This window comes from Pseudarthrobacter sp., from assembly GCF_036675385.1.
Taxonomy (GTDB): Bacteria; Actinomycetota; Actinomycetes; order Actinomycetales; family Micrococcaceae; genus Arthrobacter.
The window spans coordinates 23,388-47,570 of the sequence record NZ_JAKFFD010000008.1 but is presented as its reverse complement, the minus strand read 5'-3'; the positions used below and the strand labels follow the sequence as shown (position 1 = coordinate 47,570).

The window sequence follows — 24,183 nt, the reverse complement described above, 5'->3', positions numbered from 1 at the left end:
ATCGAGTCATTAATTGGTTTCCTTCGCCACGGCGGCTGCCACGATGTCACCGGCCTCCTTGAAGAGGGCCCGCATCCACTCGTGTTCGGAGTCCCGGTTGTGAACGGGGTGCCACCACAGGGCATTAACCAGCGGTGTGGCATCGAACGGCAGCGGCAGGATCCGCACGCCGCCCACGCGCAGCGCGAAAGGCACCAGCGCCGCCTGGATGAGTGCGATCCGGTTGGTTCCCACTACAAAGTGCGGCAGGGACTGGAAACTTTCAACCACCACATCCACGCGCGGTTCGATGCCCAGCTGCATGATCTGGCGTTCCGCCGAGGTCGACGCAGAGCGCGTCTGATAGGTCATCACCCAGGGGAGTTCGGCGATGTTCTCCATGGTGATGTGCTCGCCGACGGCGTCATTGGACGAGGAGACCACAGCCACCCAGCCGTCCCTCCACAGGTCCAGGTAGGGGAGCCCGGTGAGGAATCCATGGGGGATAACCATCCCGTCCACGGACCGAAGGCGGTTCGCTGCGTCCTCCACCACCATCGGATTGTGGAGCATAAACCGAAACCGCACTCCCGGCGCACGCTCGGCGGCAAGCTCGGAAGCAACCCGACCGATAGTGGTGAAGCCGTAATCCGAGCCGTAGATGGAGAACTCGCGCTCCGATTCGGTGGGCTCCCAGTTTGCCTGGCTCTCGAAGACGCGCCGCGCGGCTTCAAGGGCAGTTGTGGTGTGCTCCGCCAGCCTCAGGGCGAACGGCGTCAGTTCGTACGCATTTCCCCGACGGGCCAGGATGGGATCTCCGAAGTGGGACCGGAGCCGCGCAAGCGAGGCGCTGAGCGCTGGCTGGCTCAGATGAAGCCGCTCCGCCGCCCTCGTGACGCTCCGCTCCGTGATGAGGGCATCCAGCGAGATCAGCAGGTTCAGGTCGAGCCGGGAGAGCAGTACATGGTTCGTCACGACGGGCATTCTTTCGACGGTGAACTTAGTTAGCTCAGTGTATCAGTGGCATCGATACTTTCAGCGATAAACATCATTTTCTTTTATGCGCACGAGCAACTTGGACCCCCGTGAAACTTATGTCTGTCATCGGCAAGACTTATGTGCTTTTTCTGCACATCTCCTGCATACTGATGAGTGACCGGGGTCACGGCTCCCGGAACTCTTCGACAATGAAGTCAGAAAGGCTGGACATGACACAGCACCGTCGCTCTTCGGCTCTAACGGTCGGCGCCCTCGCCGTCCCCACCATCGCAGCCCTCGTCCTCACCGGCTGCTCGGCCCCTGCCAGCAGCAGCTCCCCCGCAGGAGGCGCCCAGGAATTTACCCTGTCGTTCTCCACCTCCAACACCATTGAGAGCCCGTTCCAGGTACTGGCTGAGAAGTACATGGCGTCGAAACCCAACGTGAAGATCACCTTCAACCCGCAGCCCAATGACTCCTACGACCAGACCCTCCGCACCCAGCTCCAGGCCGGAAACGCGTCCGACGTCGTGGTGACCACGCCGGGTTCCGGCCAGGGACGCAGCATCCTGCCGCTCGTTCAGGCAGGCTTCCTTGAGCCGTTGGACGACGCCGCCAAGGAACTGGTCCCCAAGGGCAGCGAAGCCCTCTTCGGAACCGACGGAAAAGTCTATGGCCAGGCGCCGGAAATTACCGTGGTTGGCCTGGTTGCCAATGAAACGGCTGCCAAAGCAGCCGGCATTACCGAATTCCCGTCAGATTTCGCCTCCCTTCAGGACCAGTGCAAGTCGCTCGCAGCGTCCGGCAAATCGGTCATCGCCCTGGCAGGCTCCGCGGCTCCAAACACCGGTCTGATGGCGATGTCCCTGGCCGCGTCCCGCGTCTACGCGGAGGACCCGAAGTGGAACGAAAAGCGTGCCGCCAAACAGACCACATTCGCTGGCTCGGACGGCTGGAAAGCATCGCTGGAGGCAGTGGCCAAACTCAACGACGCGGGCTGCTTCCAGAAGGGCGCTGCCGGAGCCGGGTTCGACGCCATTACCAAAGGCCTCGCCAGCGGAACCTCCCTTGCCGGCTTTATCCCCGGCCCCAGCTGGAAGCAGCTGAAAACTGCGGCTGCCGACTCGGACTTCAATGTGCGGGCGCTCCCGGCAGAGAAGGGCTCGGGCAACGCTTTCGTGTACGCCAGCGCGAACTACGCGTTCTCCATCAACGCAGCGTCCAAGAACAAGGATGCTGCCAAGGCGTTCCTGGACTGGGCCGCAGAGCCTGAGCAGACCAAGGCCTTCGCGGAAATCGACGGCGCCCTGCCGGTCACCGGCCTGGACAGCTACGACTTCAACGCAAGTGCCTACAAGAACGTCGGCGATCTCATCAAGGACGGAAAATACGGCCCGCTGCCGAACAGCCAGTGGCCCAACTCCGCCGTGTATGACGCCCTCGCCACCGGCGTCCAGGGCCTGATCACCGGACAGAAGACTGCCGATCAGGTACTCCAGGCCATGGATACGGCCTGGGGACAGTAACAGCTTCGGATCACCACAGTTCCAACGACTCAAAGGGACAAGCAAGGATTACCATGACTGCGACGATGCAACCGAAAAGCGAAGCAGCAAAAGCACCCCTGCGAGGCAGGCGTGCTCCGGGGACGGGTGACAAGCCCCGATCCCGGAGCGCGGGCCTGCAGTTGGGACATTGGTGGTGGGCCCTGCCCGGGATCGTCCTGGTCATCGCCATCCACTACGTGGCAACCGGCATCGGCGGCTTCTTCGCCTTTACCAACTGGACAGGCATCGGCTCGTTCAAAATTGTGGGCTGGCAGAACTTCGAAGCCATCTTCAAGGACCCCACCAAACTGGGCGCCCTGACGAACACACTGTTCCTGGCCTTTGGTTCGGTCTTGCTCGGCAACGTCAGCGGGCTCATCATCGCCCTCGGCCTCAACCGGATGCTAAAGACCCGGTACCTTCTGCGCACACTCTTCTTTATGCCCGTGGTGCTCAGTCCGTTGGCCACCGCCTACGTCTGGAAGTACATCTTCGACTTCGACGGCCCCATCAATGTCTTCCTCACCTCAATAGGCGCCGGCGACCTCGCCAAACCATGGCTCGCCGACCCGCAGTGGGCCATCTGGACGGTTCTGGTGGTGCTTGTTTGGGGGTCCACCGGCTTTGCCATGGTGATCTTCATGGCCGGACTTGCCGGCGTTCCGGTGGAAGTCGAGGAGGCTGCCGCGATCGATGGTGCGAACCTGTGGCAGCGCTTCCGGTACGTCACGCTGCCGGCCATCCGCCCCGCCATTGCCATTGCCACCACGCTGGGAATCGTCCAGGGGCTTCGCGTCTTCGATCCCATCATGGCCCTGACGAACGGCGGACCCGCCGGTGCCACCGAAACCCTTGCCACGCAGGTGTACAAGCAGGCGTTTGCGCTCGGCAACTTCGGCGGCGGTGCCGCCCTGGCCCTGGTGCTCGCCGCCATCATCCTGTTCTTCGCCGTTATCCAGCAACGGCTGACGCGATCGAACCCGGAGGACTAACAATGTTCCGCTATACCAAACTCACGCTGCTCCGCGAAGTTGGACTCTGGGCGCTGGCGCTGATCTTCCTCGCCCCGTTCTACTTCCTGGTGACCACCGCCTTGAAGCCGGACAGTGAGATGTACACCACCTCGCCCCTGGCGCTCCCGAAGAACCCGGACTTCAGCAACTTCGTGGCTGTCCTGACGGCCACCGGCAACTCCAATGTGGTCCTGGGCCTGGTGAACAGCATCATCATTACCGCGGGAAGCATCGTCGGACTGATCGCGCTCGGTTCAATCACCGGATACGTCATCTCCCGCAGCACGCGCCGCTGGAGCAAAGGTGCCTACTACCTCTTCCTGATTGCCATCATCCTCCCCGGCCAGCTCGGCGCAGTGCCCCTCTACATGGGTGCACGTGCCATGGGCCTCACGGGGTCCACGTGGGGCCTGATCGTCCTGTACACCGGCATGCTCCTGCCGCTCTCGATCTTCCTCTACTCCAACTTTTTCCGCGGACTTGGCACGGATTACGAGGAAGCGGCAACCATTGACGGTGCCAGCCGGACCCAGATTTTTGCGAGGGTGGTGCTGCCCATGATGGCTCCCGCCACGGGAACGGTCACCATCTTCGCCGGCCTCATTGTGTGGAACGACTTCTTTACGTCGCTCATCTTCCTGGGCGGCTCGGCCAACCAGACGCTGCCGGTGGCCATGTACTACTACATCGGTTCACTGGTTTCGGAGTGGAATTCGATCTTTGCGATTGTGATCGTGTCCATGATTCCCATGCTGGCGCTGTTCCTGTTTGCGCAGAAGCGCTTCATTCAGGGCTTCTCCGGCGGCCTGAAGGGCTAATCCGCTATTGCTGAATACCCGCGAAGCGTTTGAACGCTTCGCGGAGATCTTCTACACCCAAAAACGGGTGCACAAAGCCTTCCACCCATGTTCTGAACCCCCTTACTACTTACCAGGAGACACCATGTTCCAACTTTCACCCAACATTGACCTTCTGTTCGCCGAAGCAGGCGAAAGCGCTGCTGACCGCGTCCGCGCTGCAGCCGCCGCCGGCTTTGACGCCGTGGAGATGTGGGGCCCGACAGGCAAGGACATCCCCGCCCTCAAGGACGCACTCGAGGAAACCGGGGTCCAGCTCACGGCCCAGCTCGCGGAACCGCGCATGCAGTTCATGATCCCGCCGAAAGACCACGCGCCTTTCTACACGGGACTCGACGCCGGCGTCGAGGTGGCGCGGCAGCTCGGCTGCCCGCGGATCGTGGTGGGCAGCGGCACCGGATTCGGCGGGCGCAAGCGGCAGGACCAGCTGGATGAACTGATTGAGATCTTCACCCGCGGCATCGCACACATCGAGGGATCCGGGATCACCCTTGTCCTCGAGCCGGTGAACACCAGGGTGGACCACCCCGGGGCGCTGCTGGACCGGACCTCGGAAGCCGTCTACGTCGCCCGGGGTGTGGCATCACCGGACTTCGGAGTCCTCTACGACCTTTACCACTCCACCGTCGAGGGCGAGGACGTGGCCGCCGAGCTCGCCAATGCGGGCGACCTTATCAAGTATGTTCAGATCGCTGACGCTCCGGGCCGCGGCGAACCCGGCTCGGGATCCATCGACTGGCCGGCCCGGTTCGCGGACCTCCAGAACAGCGGCTATGCGGGCCCGATCGGACTTGAGTACTACCCCACGATCGACTCGGCAAAGTCCGTCCGCCGCATCCAGGAGCTGGTGGCGGGTCATGGGCGGTAGCCGGTACCCGGATGCCGTCGACATCGCCATCGTTGGCAGCGGCCCGACGGCGTCGGCGTACGCGCGGATCCTCAGCGAGACGGCGCCCGGGGCCACTATCGCCATGTTCGAAGTGGGCCCCACGGTCAGCAACCCGCCGGGCGCCCACGTCAAGAATATTGCGGATCCGGAGCGCCGCAGCCTTGCCCAGCGGGCATCGGAAGGCTCTGGTGCGGGCGCCGAAACCGTCAGCTCACCCGGTGCCGTCAAGAGCGGGGAGCGCCGCGCCAGGCCCGGGACTTACCTGTTGCCGGATGGCTACGTGTTCCCTGGAGAAGACGGGATGCCCGTGGCTGCGATGTCCAGCAACGTGGGCGGCATGGCGGCCCACTGGACCGCTGCCTGCCCGCGTCCGGCAGGCAAGGAGCGCATTGCATTTGTGCCCGAGCTGGATCAGCTCCTTGACGACGCCAGCCGCCTGCTGGGCGTCACCACGCACGCTTTTGACGGTGCCCCGTTCTCGGACCTGGTCCGTGAACGCCTCGCAGCAGTAGCGGACAATGGCCGAAAGCCGGCCTACCGTGTCCAGTCCATGCCGCTTGCCGTGCACCGGCGTGACGATGGCGCCCTGATGTGGTCAGGATCCGACGTCGTTATGGGTGACGTGACCCGGGAGAATCCGCACTTCAACCTGTTTGACGAGTCCCTCGTAACGCGGGTGCTGGTCGCGGGCGGTGTTGCTGCCGGCGTCGAGATTCAGGACCGGCGCAGTGGCGAGACCCATCAGGTGGCCGCCCGCTACGTTGTGGTGGGCGCGGACGCCCTGCGCACGCCGCAACTGCTGTGGGCCTCGGAAATCAGACCCGCCGCTTTGGGCCGCTACCTTAACGACCAGGCGCAGGTGGTGTTCGGCAGCAGGCTGCGGGACGTCTCCGAAGGGGATTCTCCTGCGGACGTACAGGACGCGCAAGGCGGGCTAAGCGCGTACAGCGGTGTGGCGTGGGTTCCCTACACTGACGAAGCCCCCTTCCACGGCCAGATCATGCAGCTGGATGCGTCCCCTGTCCCGTTGGCGGATGATGACCCCGTTGTCCCGGGCTCGATCGTAGGGCTGGGCCTGTTCTGCGCCAAGGACCTGCAGCGGGAGGACCGGGTGGCCTTCGACGACGGTGCCCGCGACTCATACGGGATGCCCGCCATGCGCATCCACTACCGGCTCACTGAGCGGGATCATGATGTGCTGGAACGCGCGAAGCAGGAAATAGTCCGGTTGGGCAAGGCCGTGGGCGAGCCGCTCGACGAGCGCCCCTTCGTCCTCCCGCCGGGATCTTCGCTCCACTACCAGGGCACCACGCGCATGGGCGCAACGGACGACGGCGAAAGCGTGTGTTCCCCGGACAGCCAGGTTTGGGAGGTCCCCGGCCTCTTTGTGGCCGGCAACGGCGTCATTCCCACTTCCACGGCATGCAACCCAACGCTGACGTCCGTGGCACTCGCCGTGCGCGGGGCGCGCAGGATCGCCGGAGAACTCACCAGCTCTTTACTTTTGTCGAAATCAGACAATAGAATGACTAAATAATGACGAAGTGCCCGCACGGAGCCACTTCCGCCAATTACAGGCAAGGTATGCCGCAGACAAGGAGGTCTCGATGATCGCCGACCGCATTATCGAGCAGGGAACACTCACCACCCAGGACGGCCGAACCGCCGTCGAGGTCCGCATCCCGTGGTACCGCGCCCTGCCGGGCTCGTGCATCGCAGGAGCCGCGCTGACCGTGGACGGGGTCGCAGCCCCCGAGGGCTCGCTGCGCTGGACCATGAACAACCGCACGTTCAGCTTCGAGGAACTGGTGGACGAGACCGGCGAATGGTGGTTCCCGCTGGACTCGGCCGTCCTGTCCGGCGATCTGCCTGTTGCGGATGACGATGCCGAGCACGAGGTCCGGGTGGACCTCAAGCTCTACATCCCGTACATCATCACCGACCACGGCGTGCTCCACATCGAAGAGCGCGACACCAAAACCATGAAGGTGGCACAGCGATGACCAGCCTCGGCACGCCGATCCAGGGCGTCACCCTTTACAGCTTCACCCGGGCCTCCCACGCCCGGCAGTACGACCTCGATGGCCTGATCCGCAAGGTGGCCGCCGAAGGCTTCGGCCCGGGCCTTGAACTCATTGGTTTCTCGAGCTTGCGGGGCTTCCCGGACCACATCGATGACGCATTCGTGGGACAGTTCCGCGATCTTGTTGCCGAGGTGGACCTGGTTCCCACGTCGCTGGCGGTCAACGTTGACACGGGCATCCGCCGTGACCGGCTCATGAACCATGACGAGCTGGTCGAATACATGCGCAAGCAGATCGAGGTGGCTGCCAGGCTCGGCTTCCCGATCGCCCGCGTGCAGATCTCCCTGACTCCGGATGCCATGGAAAGCCTGTTGCCGGTGGCAGAAAAGTACGGTGTGACCCTGGCGCTGGAAGTCCACGCCGACCAGCACGGCGCGCACGAACGTGTCCTGGCCCTGCGCGACCGCTACGAGAAACTGGATTCCCCGCTGCTTGGCTTCACCGCCGACTGGGGTGCCACCGTCACCGGCTTCGCCCCCTCCCTGGTGGAGGCCTACCGCCGGCGCGGCGCTTCGGAGGAACTGCTCCGCCAGGTGGTTGACCTGTGGAACGGCTTCTACGCAGAAGGGCCGCCCAACACACAAAAGATCCACGGTGAGCGTTTCGGCGCCTTCATTGGGCTGGCCGCCCGCAACGGCCGGCCGGACCTCGGCATCGACTTCGCCATCAACGGAACCGGGCTGTTCGGGCCTGCCCCCGTGGACACCTGGCTGGAGATCATGCCGTGGGTACGCCACGTGCACGGCAAGTTCTTCGGTATCGACGAGAACGGCGAAGAGCCCTCGGTGCCGGTCCGGGGCCTGGTCCGCCAGCTCGTCGAGAACGGCTACTCCGGTGCCATCTCCAGCGAATACGAAGGCTGGCACTGGAACAACTGGCAGGACCCGTTCGACATCATCCGCGGCGAGCAGGCCGTCCAGCGTTCCGCCGCGGCCGACGCCGGCTCGGCGATGATCACGGACGCCGCCGAAGCACGCAGCATCCTCAACAGCCACCTCGCCCAGCCCGTCCGCGGCTGAAACAGAAGGAACAAATCATGTCAGAAGGAATCGCCGGCTCGGGTATCGAGCTTGGCATCACACTTTATTCGCTCACCTCTGAGTTCGCCGCCGGACTCTACACCCCCGAGACCCTGATCAAGGCTGTGGCCGATGAAGGCCTGGGTCCCGGAGTCGAGTTCAACATCGCCCAGATGTTGCGCACCTACCCCCACGTTGATGCCGATTTCGTGAAGCTGTGGCGAGACAGCATGGACCGCTACGGGCTGACCCCCAGCGCCGTGGGCACCAACCTGGACATGGGCCGCCGCAAGGACCGGGACATGACCCCGGACGAGGAGTACGACTTCTTCGCAGCGCAGCTGCGGACGGCGAACCAACTCGGATTCCACCGGGTGGTCATCCGGTCCGCGGGCAAGGAATTGCTCCGCAGCCTGTTGCCGCTGGCCGAGAAGTACGACCAAAAGCTCGGCTACGAGATCCATGCACCACAGGGCCCGAACGATCCCAAGATCCTGCAGATCCGGGAGATGTACGCCGAACTCGACAGCGACCGGCTGGGGTTCACCGCAGACTTCAGTTCCACCATGCACAGCCTCTCCCCGACACTGTTCCGCACGCTGACGCAGATGGGGCTGCCCGAGGAACACTTCGCGGTGATGCAGGACATCTGGCGCAAGCCGCTGCCGATGCAGGAACGCAACCAGGAATTCGAGGACTACCTCAACGCGAACAACTTCGACCCCGCTCGACTGGGCCCGTTCACCCGGCTGGCCTTCAACATGCACGGGCTGGTTCCGCCGGAGGAATGGCTGGACATCATGCCGCAGATCTTCCATGTCCACGCGAAGTTCTACGACATTGACGAAAACGGCAACGAGCCGGCCATGGACATTCCCCGCATTGTGCGGCAGTTCGTCAAGGGCGGCTACCAGGGCTACCTCTCCAGCGAATGGGAGGGCCACGCCTTCGCCGACCTCGGCGAATCCGACCCGATCGACCTCGTCAAGAAGCAGCACACGCTCATGCGGCGTGCCATCGAAGACGCCGTCAGTCCAGAAGTACCCGCTGCCCACGACACCTTCGTCGATACGTTTAAGTAAGGAAAGCCATGGCAACTCATAATTCCCTGTTTCAGGACGCCGACGTCCGCAGGCACCCCGAAGGCATTGCTGTGTCAGTGCAACTGCCCTGGTACCGCAGCCTCTGGCTGTCCGCCGTTGACGACGTCGTTGCTTCCGTCAACGGCGACGAGGTCCCCAAGACGTCCCTGCGTTTCGAATTGCAGGGAAGGTCCTACTCCATTGCCGAGCTTCCCGAGCAGTGGGAAACCCTGTGGTTTGTGGCTGATAAGCCGGAGATCATTATTCCGCTGGACCGCGTCCCCGACGCTGGCGAGGAGATCGACGTCGAAGTCATCCTCACTCTCCGCCTGCTGTACATGCAGATCGCGCCCCAGCGTTACGTGGGCAACCGCGTGGCGGTGGAACGCAAGGTAGTACTCGCATGAAAACCCTGCGCGTGGCCATGATTGGCCACGGCTTTATGGGTGCCGCCCATTCCCAGGGCTGGCGCACTGCACCACGGGTTTTTGATCTGCCAGCCGCGCCGGAAATGGCGGTTGTTGTGGGCCGGAACGCGTCCGCCACTGCGGCGGCTGCCAAGAAGTGGGGCTGGGCCGAGTCAGCCACAGACTGGCGGGAGGTGATCGCCCGGGAAGACATCGACGTGGTCGACATCGTCACCCCTGGCGACTCCCACGCCGAGATTGCAATCGCCGCACTAGAGGCCGGGAAGCACGTTTTGTGCGAGAAGCCGCTGGCCAACACGGTGGCGGAGGCCGAAGCGATGGCCGAGGCCGCCGAGCGCGCGGCAGCACGGGGCATCCGGGCGATGGTGGGCTTCACATACCGCCGCGTTCCGGCCGTCACGTTTCTCCGCAACCTCATCGCCCAAGGCGCCGTGGGGACGATCCATCACGTGCGAGCCTCCTACCGGCAGGACTGGCTTGTGGACCCGGAGATGCCGCTTGCCTGGCGTCTGCAGAAGGAACACGCCGGTTCCGGTGCTTTGGGGGACATCGGCGCCCATGCCATCGACCTGGCCCAGTTCGTGACCGGCCTGAACCTGGAGAAGGTGTCCGGTGTTATCGACACCATTGTGAAGGAGCGGCCTCTTTTGAAGGGCTCCACCTCGGGTTCAGGTCTTTCCGGCACCGCCGGTGTGGGCAAAGGCAAGGTGACCGTGGACGACATCGCCATCTTCACCGGCCGCTTCGAGTCCGGGGCGCTGGCATCGTTCGAGGCCTCGCGCTTTGCCACCGGCCGCAAGAACGCGCTGGAGATTGAGGTCTCGGGGGACAAGGGCGCTCTGGCCTTCGACCTGGAGGACCTTAACAGCGTCCAGTTCTACGACCGGACTGCACCTGCGGACCGCCAGGGCTTCCGGAAGATCCTGGTCACGGAAGCGGACCATCCCTACGTTTCGGCATGGTGGCCTGCAGGCCACATGCTCGGTTACGAACACGGGTTCTCGCATCAGGTCAAGGACCTCGTGGAGGGTATCGCGGCCGGCACCGACCCGCATGCCACATTCGCTGACGGGTTGAGGGTGCAGCGTGTGCTCGACGCAGTCGAGCGCAGTTCGAACAATGATTCTGCCTGGACGGGGGTCGCTGCTGGCGTCCCTGTGCAGGCCATATAGGAGGGAAATTACGTGGCACGACCTATCACTTTGTTCACTGGCCAGTGGGCCGACCTGCCCTTCGAGGAGGTGGCCCGGCTCGCCGGCGAGTGGGGCTACGACGGCCTGGAAATCGCCTGTTGGGGTGACCACCTGGATCCTTGGCGCTGGGACGACGACGCCTACGTGCAGGGCAAGTTGGACGTCCTGGAACGCAACGGCCTGAAAGTATGGACCATTGCCAACCACCTCAAGGGCCAGGCCGTCTGTGACGACCCCATCGATGAACGGCACCGAGGCATCCTGCCGAACGTTGTCTGGGGCGACGGTGATCCTGAAGGGGTCCGCCGTCGTGCCGCCGAGGAACTGAAGAACACCGCGCGGCTCGCCGCCAAGCTGGGAGTAAAGACGGTGACCGGGTTCACCGGATCGTCGATCTGGAAGTACGTGGCGATGTTCCCGCCCGCAACCGAAAAGATGATCGACGCCGGCTACCAGGACTTTGCGGACCGGTGGAACCCCATCCTGGATGTCTTTGACGAGGTGGGGGTCCGGTTCGCGCATGAGGTCCATCCGTCCGAGATCGCCTACGACTACTGGACGACGCAGCGCACCCTTGAGGCGATCGGGCACCGCGAGGCTTTTGGGTTGAACTGGGACCCGAGCCACATGGTGTGGCAGGACATCGATCCGGTGGGGTTCCTGTGGGACTTCAAGGACCGCATCTACCATGTGCACTGCAAGGACACGAAGAAGCGCCTCGGCAACGGCCGCAACGGCCGCCTGTCATCGCACCTGCCCTGGGCGGACCCGCGGCGCGGTTGGGACTTCATCTCCACCGGACATGGCGACGTGCCCTGGGAGGATGCGTTCCGCATGCTCAATGCCATCGATTACCGCGGTCCGCTGTCCGTGGAGTGGGAGGACGCCGGGATGGACCGGCTGGACGGCGCGCCCGAGGCCCTTGCCTTCGTGCGCCGGCTCTCCAGCTATGAGCCCTCCGCGGCGGCCTTCGACGCCGCGTTCAGCACGAAGTAGTACGCATCGAAGAAAAGGCCGGCCCGCAGGGCCGGCCTTTTCTTCTGTCGGTGATTGAGCTTGTCGAAATCGGGTTTCGACAGCTCAGCCAGCGACCGTTTGGGCTGCCAGAGCCGTCTCCGCCAGTGCCAGATGCCTCCGTGTTATGTCTGTGGGACCGTACTGCAACCACTCGTGGCCGCCCCACTCGCTGGTCAGCGTGCCGGCGAAACCGTTCCTGGCGAGGAGGCTGCCAAGATCGCGCAGCGGCTGCGAAACCCGGCCGCCGTCGTCGTCCAGGTCCCAGAACTTCAGATGGAAGGCGCCCACCAGTGGGAGGATGCCTTGCAGGTCCGCGGCGTCGCTGCGGCCGAAGCGGATGAGCAGGTTCATGAAGAGGGTGTGAATCCGCGGCGGGACCTGTCCCGAGCGGAGCAGGGCCGTCACGGCGTCGTGGGTGGCGGGGTCCCGCCAGTCCTCCTCAAGGCGTGCCAGGAGTTCCGGGGGAACGCCTCCCCGCCGCAGTTCTTCAAGGTAGCTGACGGGAAGGGCGGGCATCAGCATGCTGATGTCCACCAAGACCCGCACGTGATCATCCGCAAGCCCGGCTATCGCCTCCAGGGCTGGTGCCACGGCAGGGTTCTGGGGGCTCTGCTGCCCTTGAATCTCTTCATACAGCACAAGATCGAGCTCGTGCAGCAGCGGCTGTACCAGGGCGAGGAGGTCGGTGCCCGCCTGGCCGATCGGCAGCCGCACCCCAGAGGCTCCAACCCGGTGCGCGGCACGCAGTTGGGGAACCAGGAAGTCAAGGCGCTCCTGCGGCGAACGCCGGGCGGTTGGTGAGGTGAAGTCGTCGAGGCTGGCACCAACGATGCTGACGCTTCCCCCCTTTGCGGCCAGGGAATCCCGCAGTGCGTCCACCTCGGCGTGCTGCGGAGCGGGGAAGGACCGCCACAGCAGTCCGGGTTCGAGTTCGATTGTTTTCGTGACGGAGTCCGCTATGCCGGTGACAATGTCCTGGGCAGTTCGGCGGGCAGCGGTGATCTCTGGGGTCCAGTTGAACGAGCTGGCGCAAAGGGTCCAGCTGTCAGGAATTTCGGGGGCCATTTGGCGCCTTCCCATTTATGCGCGTTAATGACAAACTTATGTCACTTTTAGGATAAAGGATGGAAGTCATGTTGCAAACAGCTTTGCGCGAAGATGCCCTGTCGGCCACACCGCGGGGGTTTGAGCTTCGAGTGGGGCTTCCCTGGATCCGCTCGATGCCCATGTCCAGCCTGACTGGCCTGGCGGTTGCGGTGGACGGCGTTCCGCTGGCGCCAGCGGAGCTGAAGGTCATGCTGGGGGCCCGCGACGTGTCGCCGGATTCGCTCGTGGATGAGGCCGGCTGGTGGTTCGTGCAGGACAGGCTGGTCCTGGCCGGCGGGCGCAAACTCCATACCGGTATTCACGCCGTTGCCGTTGACTTCCAACTGCTGGTGCCTTACCTGCAGGCGGGCCCCGGATCGCCGCTGGTCCTGCCGTTCCACTTGCAGGCCCGGCTGGATCCTGACCGGGCGCCGGTGCCCAGTGTGTCCCGCGACGTAGCCTGAGCCGGCAGGCTCGGGCCGCTGCGCGGGCGCAGGTAACGCCTGCGCCCGCGGTGACCTCTATGCCGGAACGGTTGCCCGTTCAGGTGAGGGCCGGCCCTCGGCGAACCAGCGGGGGAAGGTGACGTCGAACAGCTGCTCGCGGGCCAGTTCGGCTCCGCCGCGCAGCGGTTCGCGCTCATCGTTGACCGAGAGCGTGATGGTGAGGTCCCGGGTGGCGAGCGGGAGTGACAGTTCATAGACGCGTTGGCGCACCTCGGCCAGGAACACCTCGCCGGCTGAGCCCATGGCACCGCCGATCACGATGACCCCCGGATTGAACATGTTCACCAAGGCTGAGATGGTCTCGCCTGCTACGCGGGCCGACTTCTGGACGAGAGTGATGGCCAGGGAGTCCCCGGCTTGCGCTGCGAGGGTGATCTCCTCAAGGGTCAGTGCCCTCTTTTTCGCAAGCGCGGCAAGGGAGGTGCTGGCCCCTTCCTTGATGGCCTCTTCTGCGTCCCGGACCAGTGCCCAGCCGCCGGCAACCGCTTCGAGGCAGCCGATCTTGCCGCAACGGCACTGTGCATCCGAGTCGGGGACGCGGACATGGCCGATATCGCCGGCGGCCCCGTTGGCGCCTCGGTGGATCCTGCCCTTGGACAACAGGCCGGCGCCGATGCCCGAGCCGATTTTGCAGTAAATCAGATCCACCAGGGAGTCGCGCCGCCGGGCACGTTCCCCGAGGGCAAGGAGGTTGGAATCGTTGTCCACCCACACCGGTGCATTGAAGCGTTCTTCAAAGGGGGTGCGGACGTCGTAACCGTTCCACCCCGGCATGATCGGTGGCGCCACGGGCTGCCCCGTAGCGAAGTCCACCGGGCCGGGAAGCCCCACCACGACACCCCACACGGGCACCTTGGGTTCCTTCTTTAGCAGGTCGTCGGCCAGGGACATGACCGCATCGATGGTCTCCTCCGGCCCCTTCGCGATATCCCAGGGGCGGTGCGTGTGTTCCAGGATGTCGCCGTCGAGCGCAGTTATGCCGACGCGCATATGAGCCGCTCCGAGGGCGCAAATCACGATCCGTCCCTGCTCCGCCCGGAAACGCAGGGTCCGCGGTGCGCGGCCACCGGACGAGGCGCCGAACTCGCCGTCCCCGAGGAAGCCAATCTGAATCGCCTGGTCCACACGTTGGCTGACCACACCCCTGCCAAGGCCGGTGACCTTGCCGATTTCCGGGCGGGTGGTTGCTTCGCCCGTGCGTACCAGGTTGACGATCCGCAAAAGGCTCGTCACTTCATCCGTTTGTGCCCCAAAGCGGAGTGTGGACTCTGTCGTCATGCTCACAATTCTCACACATTGGGGCCGACTAAGGTGCCTTGGGGCGCGACTATAGCCAGAACATACCTAACTTATGAATAATAGAGACATAAGAAGGAGGGCAATGATGCCTTGGAACGTAGGGATTCTTGGATCCGGGCCGGGAGCCGCGGCTCTTCATCTTCCAGTACTGGGCAGGCTGACTGAGCTGTTCAGTGTGGTTCACATTGCCGATGCCGGGAGCGGGCGCGCCCGGGTTCTGGCCAGGCATTTTGGTGCCCGCTGGTCCGAGGGGGACGCGGAACTGCTTGCGGACACGAGCGTGGATGTGGTGGCCGTTTGCAGTCCGCCCGCTGAGCATGGACGTCAAATCCTGGCTGCAGTGGCCGCGGGCAAGCGGGCCGTCTTCTGCGAGAAGCCGCTGGCCACCAGCAGGGAAGAAGCTGAAGAGATCATTGCTGTGTGCCGCGCCGCGGGCACAGTCCTCCTGGTGGGCACAAACCATCTGTTTGATGCGGCCTGGGGGCGCGCAAGGCACCATCTTGTCGCCCTCGAGGGCCGTGTGCAGACAATCGCCGTTACGCTGGCACTCCCGCCGAATGACAGGTACCACCGGCTGGTCTCAGAGGGTGGCCCCTTCCAGGCAGTGCGCCGGGGGCGGCCCGACCTGGATGATCCTGCGGTGGCGGCCGGGGTCCTGCGGCAGCTGCTGACGGGCCTCGCAATCCATGATCTTCCCGCTGTCCGGGACATTGCGCCGGTCATTGACGAGGTGGCTTACGCAAGAATCGTTCCGCCGATCGGCTACCTGGTGGGTTACCGGTCCGGCGACGTGCTGGTCCAGTTGGCGCTCACCATGCTTCCGGAAGGGCCCGATGCCCTTTGGCGGATGAGCGTGGCCACCTCGCATGACCGCGTCGAGGTCAACTTCCCGCCCGCCTTCGTCCATGCCGGAAGCGCCGCCACCCGCGTACGAAGCGTGGACGGGCAATGGACGGACTACGGGCGGGACCCCGAAGACGGCTATGTGGCGGAGTGGAGCCTGCTGGCATCGCTCCTTGAGGGCGCAGCTCCGGTGGAGTACGACGAGCTGCTGGCTGACTCGCACTATGCGACCGATCTGGCCAGCGCTGCCGCGGCGAAGGTCCTTGAAGGGGTGTCCCCATGAGGATGCCGGGCCAGGGGCGCGGCATCCTTACCGCGTTGCCTTCCTATGTGGCTGCTGTTGCCGAGCTTCCTCTTAGTGCCCAGCGGACGGATGGCGCCAATGGCGCGGTTGTGGTTGTGCCTGGATCCGGCGATTGGTGGCAGGGCTTGCTGGCGGCCCGTGCCCGGGGAGCCGTGGCGGTAGTGATCGCGGACCCTGGCGAGCTCCCACGCAAGGCGCTGGAAGCCAACCCCTGGTCAGGTGGCATCCCCGTCGTTGTGGAGCGTCCCCGCCTCCGCCCCGATGTTGTTGCGGACGCGGTTCGGGCAAGGGGTGGCAGTCCGGCCCGGATCATCACCGTTGAGTGCGCTTCGCCGGGTGCCGGCCTTCAGGCAGTAGTCCGCGACGGCCTTGGCTGGGCGCGGTCCCTGACCCAGGGGACGCTGACGCTGCAGGCGTGCATTGCCACGGCGCGGGGCAGGATCGCGCTGCTGAACTCGATGAGCGCGGGCGGGTCGCTTCCCACTACCCTGGCTGCCACCGAGACGGCGGCCGCCGCGGGCATGCGCGACGGCGGCCTGCTCCAGTTGCTCGCCCTTGGCGAAGTGAGGACGGAAGTGATCGTGGACCAGCCTGCCGGACTCATGCGGCTGGAGACATCCACCGAGGATGGAATTTGGAGGGCGTCGGCGCACTATGAATCGTCGGCCCGGCTTGCGCTGCGCCGCGCCCTCGAAGCCTGTGCCTCGGGTGAACCGGTGGCGGACCTGGATGAGCTGCTCGAGGACATCAGCCTTACGACAGCCCTGCTCGGCACGTAGCCTTCTTCAGACCTATTTTGGCGTGCTTTTGTTTGTTTTAGACTAAAGTGAGGTATCATGGTAATGGCGTCGGGGTTCCTTCCGGACCCGTTCTCCGCCGTGATGGTGCGGCGGAGGCACAACACGTCGCGTCGACGGCCCGATCGTTCGGGTAGATCACTATGCCACTTTCACCTCTGAGACTCCGTCTCCTCGTTATCTCCCTGCTCTCGGTCTCGTTCCTTGGGGCTCTGGACCACACCGTGGTGTCCACATCCCTGGCCACCATCGCCGGCGAGCTGGGCGCGCTGCAACTGATGAGCTGGGTTGTGGTGGGCTACACGCTTGCCAGCACAGTGCTGCTGCCGGTGCTCGGCAAAATGGGCGATGTGCTGGGGGCGCGCAGGATCTTCCTCGGTTCACTGATCATGTTCCTGGCCGCCTCACTGGCCTGCGGTTTCGCCCAGGACATGGCATGGCTCATCGCCGCACGCGTCCTGCAGGGGATGAGCTCCGCAGGGCTGCAGCTGATGTCCCAGACCATCATTGCCCGGGCCACCACGCAGCGGGAACGGCCACAGTACATGGCCATTGTCGGCGCTGCTTTCCCCATCGCGATCCTTATTGGCCCCGTGCTCGGCGGCGCCATCACCGACTACTGGGGCTGGCAGTGGGTCTTCTGGATCAACATCCCCGTGGGCGTAGCAGCCCTGGTCCTCGCGCTGATCGCAGTTCCGCACCTGGAACCTGGCCCCAAGCCACGCCACTTCGATGTTGCAGGGGCGGCTGTTTTCACCACCGCGCTGGTGGCCCTCGTACTCGGTGTGACGTGGGCTGCCGAACGGAGCGCCGGCCTTCCCGCCGCTGCGGCGCTCGCCCTCAGCATCGTGGGCTTTGCTGTCTTCTTCCTGATAGAGCGCCGCGCTCCCGAGCCCATCGTGCCGCTCCACTTCTTTGCCAACCGCACCATTGCCGCGGGCACCGCGCTGTCTGCGATCATCGGCGTCGGGTTCTTCTCCATCACTGCCTACCTGCCCACGTATTTCCAAATGGCCTACCAAACTTCTGCAACCGTGTCCGGGCTTGTCCCCATCGCCACAGTGTTCGGCATGCTGATCAGCAACCTGCTGACCGGATGGCTGGCCAGCCGGACAGGGCGCTACCGGATCTTCCCGATCCTGGGAACGTCGCTGGGCTCGGCAGGCCTGTTTGTGATGGCCGCGCTGCCCGTCGGGCTGCCGTTGTGGGTCCCCATGATTGTGATGGGTGTGGTTGGCATAGGAACCGGGGCGTTTATGAGCCTGATCGTCGCGGTGGTCCAGGGCGCAGTCCCGGCCAGCCAGACCGGCGCCATAACGGCAACCATCAACCTGGTGCGGCAGGTGGGTTCAACAGTGGCGACGGCGGTCATCGGCGGGGTGATCGGCTTCGGGGTCGCGGCCTTCCTGCCCGCAGGCCTTGACGCCTCCACCCTGACCCCTCAGCTGGTGCACGCTGCCCACCCTGCCGTCCAGGCCGGCGTCGCGCAGATCTACGGGACGGTCTTCACTCCCATCTTCATCGCCCTGGCAGTTACCTATGCCGTGGGGATTATCGCTGCCGTCCTGCTTCCGCAGGGCCGGCTCTCCGATGAACCCGTTCCCGCTCCCCACACAACTTCCGAATCCCTTTCGGCCTGATTTCAAAGGAGACATCATGTCCAATCCCACTATCGCCATCGTCGGCAGCGGGCCCATCGGCTCCGCCTACGCACGCGTGCTTCTTGAGCAGGTCCCGACCGCCCATGTGGTGATGTTCGAAGCCGGGCCGCAGCTGACGGAAGTTCCCGGCGAGAGCGTCCGGAACATTCCCGACCCTGACCAGAAAGCCCGTGCGCGGGAAATGTCGCAGGGGCCGCAGGCTGGCGCCTACCGTGAATCCCTGGGAATCCCCGCCGGCACGGTCACTGAAGGCATGTTCACCGCACGCCAGGGCACGCATCTGCTCGCCTTCGGCGGAGCGGGATCCGCCCATGCCTCAAGCTTTCCCGCAGCAGCTGCCGCTACCAACGTCGGCGGCCAGGGTGCGCACTGGACATGTGCGACGCCGTCACCAGCCTTCAGCGAGAAGGTTCCGTTTATCGCAGATGACGAGTGGGATGGACTCATTAACAACGCCAAGGAGCTGCTTCACGTCCACAGCGCCGCGTTCGCCGATTCCGCCGTCGGTGGAGCCATCAGGTCCCTGCTCGATGAGGAGTTTGGCGCTGAACTGCCCGAAGGCTATGGGGTTGGCACCCTTCCGGTCGCCGGCGATCCGCAGCCTGACGGTTCCGTCCGGTGGGCGGGTGCCGACGTGGTCCTCGGCCCGCTCGTCGACAAAGGCAGCCCCCTCTCCAAGCAGTTCGAACTCCGTGACCTCACCCTGGTCCGCCGTGTCGAGCTCGACGGCGACCGGGCTACCGGCGTCACGGTCGAGGACCTTCGCACGGGGAGGCAATCGTTTGTGGCAGCGGACGTTGTTGTGGTTGCGGCCGATGCTTTCCGCTCACCGCAGCTCCTCTGGGCCTCCGGTGTACGGCCCAAGGCGCTCGGGCACTACCTGACGGAGCACCCCGTGGTTATCTCGACGGTGGCCCTGGATGCTGAAAAGATGGGGCGGCACGCCACCGAGGAGGACCTGAAGGCCGAACTCTCCCGGCGGGCACAGAACCCGGCGGACCCCGTCGCTGCCGTGAACCGTATCCCGTTCTCCGAGCCGGAGCACCCCTTCTCCGTCCAGGTGATGTACACCGAGACCACGCCGTTCCCGATGGAGCCTGGGACCCCGTATGCCGAGAACCGTTGGGGTTACGTCAACATGGGCTACGGCATGCGCAAGCACCCGCGCTTCGAGGACGCCGTCACCTTCGACGACAACGAGCCGGACTACCGGGGTTTTCCGAACATGACCATCGAGTACGAGCTCACCGAGAGGGAAAACGCGGAGATCGCCCAGGGCACGGAGCGGCTCCGCCGTGCCGGAAAGGCCCTCGGCGTTTTCGTTGCCGAGCCCCGCCTTATGCCGAACGGCTCCAGCCTGCACTACCAGGGCACCATGCGCATGGGCGACACCGACGACGGCACGTCGGTGGCGGACCCGTGGTCACGCGTGTGGGGCTACCGCAACCTGGTGGTGGGCGGAAATGCGCTCATTCCGACGGCGACGGCCATGAATCCCACGCTGATGAGCGTGGCCATTGCGGTCCGCGGCGCCAGGAAGGCGGCGGAAGAGCTGAGCTCCTGACCGGCTGGGCTGGTGCGGAGGCCGCCCGCACGGGCGCAGCTTTGTCCTGCCATCCGTTCCGTGGATACCAGCTATTCCAAATCCAGGATTCCCCGATAGTCCAACGGTTGTCACAGTGAGGGAAGTCACTTTTCGGCGCCCGAAAGGCGCTGATTCCCTCCGTGACCATCAAGAGGCTAAGGAAAATTCAATGGAGAATATTCAGCTCACGGGCACTGAAACCAGGAACGGGACACCCGGTCCCACGGCCACGCGGACAGCCGGACGGCTGCCGGCGACCCTCCTGGTTGCCGGCAGCTGCATGCCGGTGCTGGGTGCCGTTCTTTTGGCGCCCATCCTCCCTACCTTGAACCAGGCGTTCGCAGACACCCCCGGCGTTGCCATCCTGGTGCCGCTTACCCTCACGCTGCCAGCGCTGTTCGTAGCGCTTTTCTCGCCGCTCGCCGGCTACGTTGCCGACAGGGTGGGCCGGAAGCAGCTGCTGGTCTTCGCCATGCTGGCCTACGCCGCGTTCGGGACGGCGCCGCTGTGGCTGGACACTCTCGAATCCATCGCCTTGTCCCGGGTGGGTGTGGGGATCGCGGAAGCAGCCATCATGACCTGCTGCACCACCCTCATCACCGACTACTACGCCGGCGGACAGCGGAACAAATACCTGGGCCTCCAGACCATGGTCAGCGCGCTCGCGGCAACGGCGTTCTTCGCCCTCGGCGGTGCCCTGGGCAGTATCAGCTGGCGGACGCCGTTCTGGCTCTATGCGGTCAGCGCGGTGATCGTTATCCCCATGGTCTTCAAGCTTTGGGAGCCCGCAAAGAGCCAGCGCACGACGGCGGCCCGCACCCCGGTGCCATGGCGGCAGATCGGTGCCCCCGCCGCGGTGACGCTGTTCGGCGGGATCGTTTTCTATGCGCTCATCGTCCACCTGCCGTACGTCATCACGGGACTGGGCGTGGGCGATGCAGCGCTTATTGGACTCGCTGCAGCTGTCGCGTCCCTTGCCACCGCTGCGGGCGCCATCTCCTTCCGCTTCCTGGCGAAGCTGGGCACACGGAACCTGCTGGCACTCGCCTTCGGGCTGGCCGCCGTCGGACTCTCCCTGGTCTCTGTTGCGGGCAACGTGCCGCTGGCTATCGCCGGGGCGGTCATTGCCAGCGCAGGAACCGGTGTGCTGCTGCCCACCCTGCTGACGTGGGCCGTCAATGGCCTTGAATTCCGGCAGCGGGGACGTGGCACAGGCATCTGGACCGGTACGTTGTTCATTGGCCAGTTCCTGACCCCGATCGTCCTCGGAGCGGCCGCGGCCGCTCTGGGCAGCCTGGGGTATGCCCTGGGTGCTTTGGGAATCGCGTGCGCGGTGGCGCTCCTTGCCGTCCTGGTCCGGGGACCGCGGCTGGTGCCCCTCAGCCACTAGGAGGGCGGAAGCCCGTGGACGGATAACCTGTGGGTATGAAGAACCTGGACTTGAACCTGCTGCCCCAGCTTCAGGTCCTGCTGGAACTGCGGAACATCTCCCGGGCGGCCGAGCGGCTGCAGCTCAGCCAGCCCGCCACCAGTGCCGCAATGGCCAGGCTCCGGCGCCACTTCGACGACGAACTCCTGGTGCGGAACGGCCGCACGTATGACCTGACACCCTTTGCGCAGTCGCTGGTCCCGCTGGTTGATGAAGCCATGCTTCACATCCAGCGGGCCACGCGCGTGCGGTCCGGTTTTGACGCCGTAACCAGTGAGCGGGAGTTCATCATCGCTGCCTCGGACTACGCGGCAGCCCTGATCGTGGGTCCGCTCCGCGGCATCCTGCGGGACGAGGCCCCCAACGTGTCAGTGGACTTCGTCCCCACAGCCGGTTCCGGGTTCCAGGGCCAAATGGCCGACTATTCGAAGATCGACCTCCTCGTGGGGCCCACCGGATACCACATGCAGGGCGCCAGCAAACAGGTGTTCCGGGACAGCTTCGTGGCCATCGCCGACGCTTCAAACCCCCTGCTCCAGCAGCCCGGGCTCACGCTGGCGGACCTGGCCACGGTGCCCCACGCCGTCGGCTATTTCGGTGAAGGAATCACCACCCCGGCCGACAAACTGTTCGAGTCCCGGGGTGTACAGCGCCGCGTGGCCGCGGTGGTGGCCGGTTTCCTGTCCCTTCCGCTCCTGGTCGAAGGGACCGACCTGGTGGCGCTGGTTCCGCGGATGCTGGCGGCACGGGCCCAGCGCGGCGCGGACATCGTTGTGCTGGAGTTCTCCGAGGGAACCGAAGCGTCCCTGGTGGAGGCGATGTACTGGCACCCGTCGCAGGCGGAAGACCCGGCCAGCGTCTGGCTTCGTTCCGTGGTCCAGCGTTCCTGCGCCCGGCTGCACGAGCTCTTCCCCATAAGCGCCCACCCGGTGACTATTCGTGCGGCGGATACCACCTAGAGCCAAAGCGCTGTTCCCCGTCGAGGCCATCCCTGCGAGAGTCGAAGAAAGATGCTTTCGAAGGGACCTCCCATGCCAATTTCCAGCCAGCGCCTGGCCGGCAAGACCGCGGTCATCACCGGAACGGCCAGCGGCCAGGGCAGGGCCGCGGCGCTCGCCTTTGCTGCGGCAGCAGCCATGGTGATTGGCTGCGACATGGACGACGACGGCGCCGCGGCCACAGTGGAGGCCGTCACCGCGGCCGGCGGGCGGATGAGCAGTAGCCGGGTTGACCTCACCGACGAAACAGCCGTGGCAGCCTGGGCCCGGGACGTGGCTGCAGAGCACGGCCAGGTTCACATCCTGTACGCAAACGCTGCCGTCACCCGCTTCGCCCCGGTGGAGCAGCTCACGTTTGCCGACTGGAAATGGAATGTGGAACACGAGATGGATGTGGTGTTCCTGCCGGTCAAATACTTCTGGCCCCACCTGATCCAGGCTCAGAACTCGGCGGTGGTGCTGGTGGGATCCACAGCAGCAGTTACCGGTTCCATGACTAACGGCCGGCTGGCCCACACGGCCACGAAGGGAGCCGTGGTGGCCATGGCCCGGCAGCTCGCGGCCGAGGGTGCTCCGCATGGACTGCGCGTCAATACTGTCAGCCCCGGGATGATCCGCACCGCAGCGACCGAGGGCAACCTCCTGGCCGCCGACCACCCCATGCACACCATCGCCGGCAGCATCCCGCTGGGCCGGATCGGCACGCCCGAAGAAGTGGCCAAATGCGCGCTGTTCCTAGCCTCCGATGAAGCCTCATACGTGACGGGCGCCAACCTGATGGTCGACGGCGGCTGGTCGGCGGTGTTGCCCGGCTAGCGCAGGGCGTCGGAGACCGACTTGGCCCCGCCGTGGCCTGACTGGCCGCCGTCCACGGAGATCTCGGCGCCCGTCACGAAGGAAGAGAGCGGGCTGAGGAGGAACAATACGACGCCGGCTACCTCCTCCACGGTTCCGGTGCGGCCCAGCGGGGTTTCGGCCAGCGTGGCTTGCCGAAACTCCGGCTTCGCGCTCGCCGTCATGGGCGTTTCGATAAAGCCCGGGTGGACCGTGTTCACACGGATCCCGCGCGGTCCAAGTTCCATGGCGGCCACCTGGGAGAGCCCCCGGAGGGCCCACTTGCTGGCGGTGTAGGCCACGGGATAGTGCGACGTCAGGCCCGCCACGGAGCCCACATTCACAATGGAGGCGCCGGTATCCATCAGCGGTTCGAGAGCCTGGATGCCCAGCAGGCTTCCGGCGACGTTCACCTCATAGACGCGCTGCAGGTCGGCCACCGAGGCATCGAGCAACCGGCTGCGCTGGGTGATCCCCGCGTTGTTTACCAGCCCGTCCACCTGCCATCCATGGGACTGGATCCAGGAAGCCAGACCGGCCCAGCCGGCGGCGTCGCTGACATCCAATTGCCGGTACACCAGCTCACCGGGCGAAGGCGACGACATGGCTGCCAACTCTGCCGGCATGTTCCCCGCCAGGTCCGTGGCGATGACGCGCGCCCCGGCCTCTGCCAGCAGGTGCGCCTCCGCCGCACCCTGGCCTTGGCCGGCGCCGGTGACCACAACCGTCCGGCCCTCAAGCTGAAAGGAGACCAC

Annotated in this window: 23 protein-coding genes; 19 read left to right on the top strand and 4 right to left on the bottom strand. The window is 64.9% G+C overall.

Annotation, left to right across the window (positions count from 1 at the left end; all coding sequences use genetic code 11):
- Window positions 1–9: 9 nt before the first annotated feature.
- Complete coding sequence (locus V6M49_RS00790; protein ID WP_332759481.1) at window positions 10–954, bottom strand: LysR family transcriptional regulator; 945 nt, start codon at window positions 952–954, stop codon at window positions 10–12.
- Window positions 955–1,187: 233 nt separating this feature from the next.
- On the opposite strand from V6M49_RS00790, the gene V6M49_RS00785 reads away from it, so the two are divergent.
- The 11 genes from V6M49_RS00785 (at window position 1,188) to V6M49_RS00735 (ending at window position 12,065) form a co-directional block, all read left to right on the top strand.
- On the top strand, window positions 1,188–2,483 hold the full coding sequence (locus tag V6M49_RS00785; RefSeq protein WP_332759480.1) for an ABC transporter substrate-binding protein: 1,296 nt from the start codon (window positions 1,188–1,190) through the stop codon (window positions 2,481–2,483).
- Window positions 2,484–2,536: 53 nt separating this feature from the next.
- A complete protein-coding gene (locus V6M49_RS00780) occupies window positions 2,537–3,496 on the top strand; it encodes a carbohydrate ABC transporter permease (protein ID WP_332759478.1) in 960 nt (319 codons plus the stop codon).
- Window positions 3,497–3,498: 2 nt separating this feature from the next.
- On the top strand, window positions 3,499–4,335 hold the full coding sequence (locus V6M49_RS00775; RefSeq protein ID WP_332759477.1) for a carbohydrate ABC transporter permease: 837 nt from the start codon (window positions 3,499–3,501) through the stop codon (window positions 4,333–4,335).
- Window positions 4,336–4,459: 124 nt separating this feature from the next.
- Complete coding sequence (locus V6M49_RS00770; RefSeq protein WP_332759476.1) at window positions 4,460–5,242, top strand: TIM barrel protein; 783 nt, start codon at window positions 4,460–4,462, stop codon at window positions 5,240–5,242.
- Window positions 5,232–6,800 carry a GMC family oxidoreductase gene (locus V6M49_RS00765; protein WP_332759475.1) on the top strand — a complete coding sequence of 523 codons (1,569 nt, stop codon included), beginning with the start codon at window positions 5,232–5,234 and terminating at the stop codon, window positions 6,798–6,800. Before V6M49_RS00770 ends, V6M49_RS00765 begins: the two co-directional genes overlap by 11 nt.
- 70 nt (window positions 6,801–6,870) lie before the next feature.
- Complete coding sequence (locus V6M49_RS00760; RefSeq protein WP_332759474.1) at window positions 6,871–7,266, top strand: C-glycoside deglycosidase beta subunit domain-containing protein; 396 nt, start codon at window positions 6,871–6,873, stop codon at window positions 7,264–7,266.
- Entirely contained in the window at window positions 7,263–8,366 is a 1,104-nt protein-coding gene (locus tag V6M49_RS00755) for a sugar phosphate isomerase/epimerase family protein (protein WP_332759473.1), read from the top strand. The genes V6M49_RS00760 and V6M49_RS00755 overlap by 4 nt, the downstream gene beginning before the upstream one ends.
- 17 nt (window positions 8,367–8,383) lie before the next feature.
- Window positions 8,384–9,448 carry a sugar phosphate isomerase/epimerase family protein gene (locus V6M49_RS00750; protein ID WP_332759472.1) on the top strand — a complete coding sequence of 355 codons (1,065 nt, stop codon included), beginning with the start codon at window positions 8,384–8,386 and terminating at the stop codon, window positions 9,446–9,448.
- Between the two features lie 8 nt (window positions 9,449–9,456).
- A complete protein-coding gene (locus tag V6M49_RS00745; RefSeq protein ID WP_332759471.1) occupies window positions 9,457–9,855 on the top strand; it encodes a C-glycoside deglycosidase beta subunit domain-containing protein in 399 nt (132 codons plus the stop codon).
- Entirely contained in the window at window positions 9,852–11,048 is a 1,197-nt protein-coding gene (locus V6M49_RS00740) for a Gfo/Idh/MocA family protein (RefSeq protein WP_332759470.1), read from the top strand. The genes V6M49_RS00745 and V6M49_RS00740 overlap by 4 nt, the downstream gene beginning before the upstream one ends.
- Before the next feature lie 12 nt (window positions 11,049–11,060).
- The gene (locus V6M49_RS00735) at window positions 11,061–12,065 is read left to right on the top strand and encodes a sugar phosphate isomerase/epimerase family protein (protein WP_332759469.1); all 1,005 of its coding nucleotides are present in this window, start codon (window positions 11,061–11,063) and stop codon (window positions 12,063–12,065) included.
- 84 nt (window positions 12,066–12,149) lie between these two features.
- On the opposite strand, the gene V6M49_RS00730 is transcribed toward V6M49_RS00735, so the two are convergent.
- Window positions 12,150–13,151: a restriction endonuclease subunit R gene (locus V6M49_RS00730; RefSeq protein WP_332759468.1), complete on the bottom strand. Its 1,002-nt coding sequence runs from the start codon at window positions 13,149–13,151 to the stop codon at window positions 12,150–12,152.
- Window positions 13,152–13,219: 68 nt separating this feature from the next.
- Between V6M49_RS00730 and V6M49_RS00725 the strand changes: the two genes are divergently transcribed.
- Complete coding sequence (locus V6M49_RS00725; protein ID WP_332759466.1) at window positions 13,220–13,636, top strand: C-glycoside deglycosidase beta subunit domain-containing protein; 417 nt, start codon at window positions 13,220–13,222, stop codon at window positions 13,634–13,636.
- Window positions 13,637–13,693: 57 nt separating this feature from the next.
- On the opposite strand, the gene V6M49_RS00720 is transcribed toward V6M49_RS00725, so the two are convergent.
- Window positions 13,694–14,956: an ROK family protein gene (locus V6M49_RS00720; protein WP_332759464.1), complete on the bottom strand. Its 1,263-nt coding sequence runs from the start codon at window positions 14,954–14,956 to the stop codon at window positions 13,694–13,696.
- Window positions 14,957–15,062: 106 nt separating this feature from the next.
- Here V6M49_RS00720 and V6M49_RS00715 point away from each other — a divergent pair, with 106 nt between their 5' ends.
- The 7 genes from V6M49_RS00715 to V6M49_RS00685 all read left to right on the top strand — a co-directional run bounded on the left by V6M49_RS00715 (window position 15,063) and on the right by V6M49_RS00685 (window position 23,410).
- A complete protein-coding gene (locus tag V6M49_RS00715; RefSeq protein WP_332759463.1) occupies window positions 15,063–16,103 on the top strand; it encodes a Gfo/Idh/MocA family protein in 1,041 nt (346 codons plus the stop codon).
- Window positions 16,100–16,903, top strand: a complete 804-nt coding sequence (locus tag V6M49_RS00710; RefSeq protein ID WP_332759462.1) for a hypothetical protein — start codon at window positions 16,100–16,102, stop codon at window positions 16,901–16,903. The genes V6M49_RS00715 and V6M49_RS00710 overlap by 4 nt, the downstream gene beginning before the upstream one ends.
- A 161-nt stretch (window positions 16,904–17,064) precedes the next feature.
- Window positions 17,065–18,561, top strand: a complete 1,497-nt coding sequence (locus V6M49_RS00705) for an MFS transporter (RefSeq protein WP_332759461.1) — start codon at window positions 17,065–17,067, stop codon at window positions 18,559–18,561.
- 16 nt (window positions 18,562–18,577) lie between these two features.
- Window positions 18,578–20,146, top strand: coding sequence for a GMC oxidoreductase (locus tag V6M49_RS00700; protein WP_332759460.1), 1,569 nt, complete (start codon window positions 18,578–18,580; stop codon window positions 20,144–20,146).
- A 190-nt stretch (window positions 20,147–20,336) separates the two neighbouring features.
- Window positions 20,337–21,557, top strand: a complete 1,221-nt coding sequence (locus V6M49_RS00695; protein ID WP_332759459.1) for an MFS transporter — start codon at window positions 20,337–20,339, stop codon at window positions 21,555–21,557.
- Window positions 21,558–21,592: 35 nt separating this feature from the next.
- Window positions 21,593–22,555: a LysR family transcriptional regulator gene (locus V6M49_RS00690; protein WP_332759458.1), complete on the top strand. Its 963-nt coding sequence runs from the start codon at window positions 21,593–21,595 to the stop codon at window positions 22,553–22,555.
- Window positions 22,556–22,627: 72 nt separating this feature from the next.
- Window positions 22,628–23,410 carry an SDR family NAD(P)-dependent oxidoreductase gene (locus V6M49_RS00685; RefSeq protein ID WP_332759456.1) on the top strand — a complete coding sequence of 261 codons (783 nt, stop codon included), beginning with the start codon at window positions 22,628–22,630 and terminating at the stop codon, window positions 23,408–23,410.
- On the opposite strand, the gene V6M49_RS00680 is transcribed toward V6M49_RS00685, so the two are convergent.
- Entirely contained in the window at window positions 23,407–24,183 is a 777-nt protein-coding gene (locus V6M49_RS00680) for an SDR family NAD(P)-dependent oxidoreductase (RefSeq protein ID WP_332759455.1), read from the bottom strand. The genes V6M49_RS00685 and V6M49_RS00680 overlap by 4 nt on opposite strands.